Raw genomic sequence first — 3,292 nt, 5'->3', positions numbered from 1 at the left:
CGTGCTCACCCAAGTGGGCGGCGTAGCCCTCACCCTCTGGCAGCACGGCCCGCAAGCCGCCTGGCAAGCCATCAGTGCCCACGCCCAGGGCCTGCGCGCCCAAGCCCTGGATTTCGTCCAAGCCCAAGTGCTGGGCGTGGCCGCCAAGGCGGTGCCCCTGTTCCTGGCCTCGCTAGCCGTGCCCGGCGGGGCCTTCCTGCAACTGGCCCGCAGCCTCTACAACGGGGTGATGCTCTTCGTGGAGAAGGGCCGGCAACTCGCCCAGGTGGGCCAGGCCCTCTTTGCCTCGGCCTCCGCCATCGCTGCCGGCCAGCTCGCCCCCGCCGCCCAGGCCGTCGAGAACACCCTGGTCAAGATTCTGCCCGTGGCCCTCGCCTTTTTGGCCCGGCAGCTCGGCCTCGACGGTATCAGCGGGGCCATCCAAACGGGTTTGAAGAAAGTGCGGGTGCCCGTGGAGAAAGCGGTCAACAAAGTGCTTGATACCGTCGCCGACAAGGCTAAAGCTATTTGGAACACCCTTAAGACCGGCGCAAGCAACGTGGTCGAACAGGGTAAACACGCCGTTGAGGCCACCAAAAACTGGCTGCGGCCCCAACGCGCCTTCCAGGTCGGCCCCGAAACCCATCACGTCTTCGTGGCCCCGCTCGCCGGACGCCCCACCTTGCAGGTGGCCAGCGACCCGCTGGCCTACGAGGTCTTCCTGGCCCGCCTGGCCAAGGGCAAGCTCCAGGACCAGGCCGTGCGCTTGCCCGCCACGGCCGCCGTGCAGCAAGCCCAGGCCCTGGCCGCCCAGCTGGCCCGCCAAATTCGCGGCCTGCTCTCCCAGCCCCAGCAACTGCCCGCCCGCCCCGGCCAGGCCCCCCAGCCCACCGCCGCCGCCCTGGAGCTCGACCGCCTGCTGGGCCGCCTGGCCGACGTGACGCTGCACCTGATGAGCGCCGCCTACGCCGGCACCCAGGTCCGGCAAAACGCCGCCCCCGCCTACAGCGGCGTGACAGCCGCCGGCTTCGGGCGCGGCATGCACCTGGCCTACCTCACCTCGGGCGTGTACGGCATCCCCCTGCGCGAGGTGGGCGAACTCATCTCCACCGGCTCGGTGCCCAATCCCCCCCCCAACGCCCACTACGAGGCGCTGGCCCAGCGCGGCAACGGCAACGACAGCTACTACGTCAAGGGCCACCTGCTCAACCACCACCTGCACGGCACGGGCACGGACTGGCAGAACCTGACCCCGCTCTCGCGCCGGGGCAACAGCAACCACCTGCACCAGATTGAGGCCTTCGTCAAGCAGGCAGCCAAGGACTCGGCCCACCAGGGGCAGGCCGCCGGGCAGGGGCAAGCTACGCGGGCCTTCTTCTACTCGGTCGTGCCGCGCTACGGCCGCCCCGTGGGCGAGCGCCTGCTGCGCGCCTTGCGCCAGGGTACGCTCGACGCCACCACCCTGCGCCTGCCGGCGCAGGCCCTTACGCGCCTCATCACGGCCGAGCAGTACGTGCCGCTGAGCCTGACGTGCGCCGTGCGCGAGGTCAGCGCCGCCGACGGCCAGCCCGTGGCGCAGGGCCTGAGCCTGAACCTGACGGTGGACAACCCCGTCGAGCAGGCCAGCCTGGCCGACTACTACCCTAACCCCCAGGTAACTGGCGCACCCAAGCACCAGCCATTAGCCATTAATCGCTTGAACAACCCCAAACCTTTGGTTGATTTAGGTATTCCCGCAAAGCAAGCTGTGCGTATTGTTGATGCAGTCGACAAAGTAATTGGGGCCGGTATCGTGTTCCGTAATTCAATCCATGTAGGGAACTATATACTACACTTAGCAGAAGCCAAGGGAGACTCTGCTGACATCCAAGAGGCGCGTAACATCGGTGCTCAAATGAAAAAGGCCTTCGAGGATAAGTACATTACTTTTGCTGAATAGTCCGAAGGAATCCTCATCCTGCATCAGTATGGATTCCTATAAACGATTAGCTTTCACAATGGCCACAGAAAACTCTCTCATTATTGATTCAACCCTCTTGCTGCGACAAGCAAGGATAGCTAACGTAGATTGTACAATCAAGATAGGGGCTAATACTACTGAAAGTGAATTAGCACTGATAGCACATTCGGAGTGGATACCTATCCAGATGTTGAATTTTTTTCGCCTACGTAACGGCTTTTATGTATCGTGGCGAGCCGATGCTAACAGTCAAATAGAAGGAAAGGTTGACATCCGGCCCATCCAGCACATCTACGGCGACTGGAAAGACATCGTCTACTTCGGCCACGAGCCCGCCGCCTGGCTGGCCCGGATGCAGACCTTCAAAATCGTGGACTTCTTCGCCGACGAAGCCTGCGTGGGCCTCTTCCACACCGCCGCCCAGAACCCCGAACTGCACTACTACGACTTCGGGAGCGACACTTCCCCGCTCGGGGTTGACTTCCAGGGCTACCTCGCCCTGCTGGCCCACACGCTGGGCTACCGCTACTGGCAACTGCTCTTGCTGGAGCTGGAGGCACCCACCCCGGCTACCCGGCCCTGGCACCCGCAACGGCCGCAGACGCAAGAGCTCGTACAAGGCTTGCAGCAGTATGTGCCCGGCTTCGACCTACAGGCCTTTGTAGCCCGCTATGATGCCGTGCGCCTGCCCACGCCGGCTTAACCAACCACCGCCCTATCCCTCGACAGCTAGTAGCAGTTGCTGCTAGCTGTCGAGGGATAGGGCGGTGGTCGTGTGGGCGGAGTGCGCCTCACACTTTACCACCCGCCCCGGCCCCGGCGCTGCTGGCCGCCGTGCCCCCGGCGCTCGCCCCCGCCGTGGCCGCGCTGGCCCACGCCGCCCAGCAGCAGGCCCCCTACCAACTCCTGGCCCACGCCCTGGGCCACGACCCGCTCACGGGTAAAGCGGTGCCTGCCGCCCCCCTGGCCCTGGCCCGCTCCCTCGTCGGCCTGCTGCCCGACGGCGAAGCTCGCTTCCAGCAGCTGCAAGCCGCCGGCCCCGCCCTGGCCCAGCTCCCCGCCTGGCTACACCACCAGCTCGCCGCCCACCAGCTCTCCGGCCCCCGCCTCGCCCACCTGCTCGCCCAGACCGGGGCCGAGCTGCGCGCCCTGGACCTGACCCACTTCTGGCTGCTGCCCGCCGCCTTCGAGCGCCTGGCCAAGCCCTGGCTGGCGCTGGGCCAGGACGTGGCCCGCTTCGTGGTCCGCACCGAGGCCGCCCTGCTGCGCTGGCTCGTCGCCGCCGTGCTCGGCCCCGAGCAGGCCGCCCCCGTGCTGCGCGCCCTCGACCAGGGCGGCGACCTCTTGCTGCGC

3 protein-coding genes are annotated in these 3,292 nt (G+C 66.3%); all 3 read left to right on the top strand.

Annotated elements, in window-relative coordinates; genetic code table 11:
- A partial coding sequence (locus VFO93_RS11720; RefSeq protein WP_325134559.1) for a hypothetical protein occupies positions 1-1,918 on the top strand: 1,918 nt, incomplete at its 5' end.
- Between the two features lie 208 nt (positions 1,919-2,126).
- Positions 2,127-2,642: a hypothetical protein gene (locus VFO93_RS11715; protein WP_325134558.1), complete on the top strand. Its 516-nt coding sequence runs from the start codon at positions 2,127-2,129 to the stop codon at positions 2,640-2,642.
- A 131-nt stretch (positions 2,643-2,773) separates the two neighbouring features.
- Positions 2,774-3,292: hypothetical protein (locus tag VFO93_RS11710; RefSeq protein ID WP_325134557.1), on the top strand; the 519-nt coding region annotated here is incomplete at its 3' end.

This window comes from Hymenobacter sp. (assembly GCF_035709525.1).
In the GTDB taxonomy this organism is placed as follows: domain Bacteria; phylum Bacteroidota; class Bacteroidia; order Cytophagales; family Hymenobacteraceae; genus Hymenobacter.
Note: the sequence above shows the minus strand (reverse complement) of the source record. Positions and strands in the feature narration are given on the sequence as shown.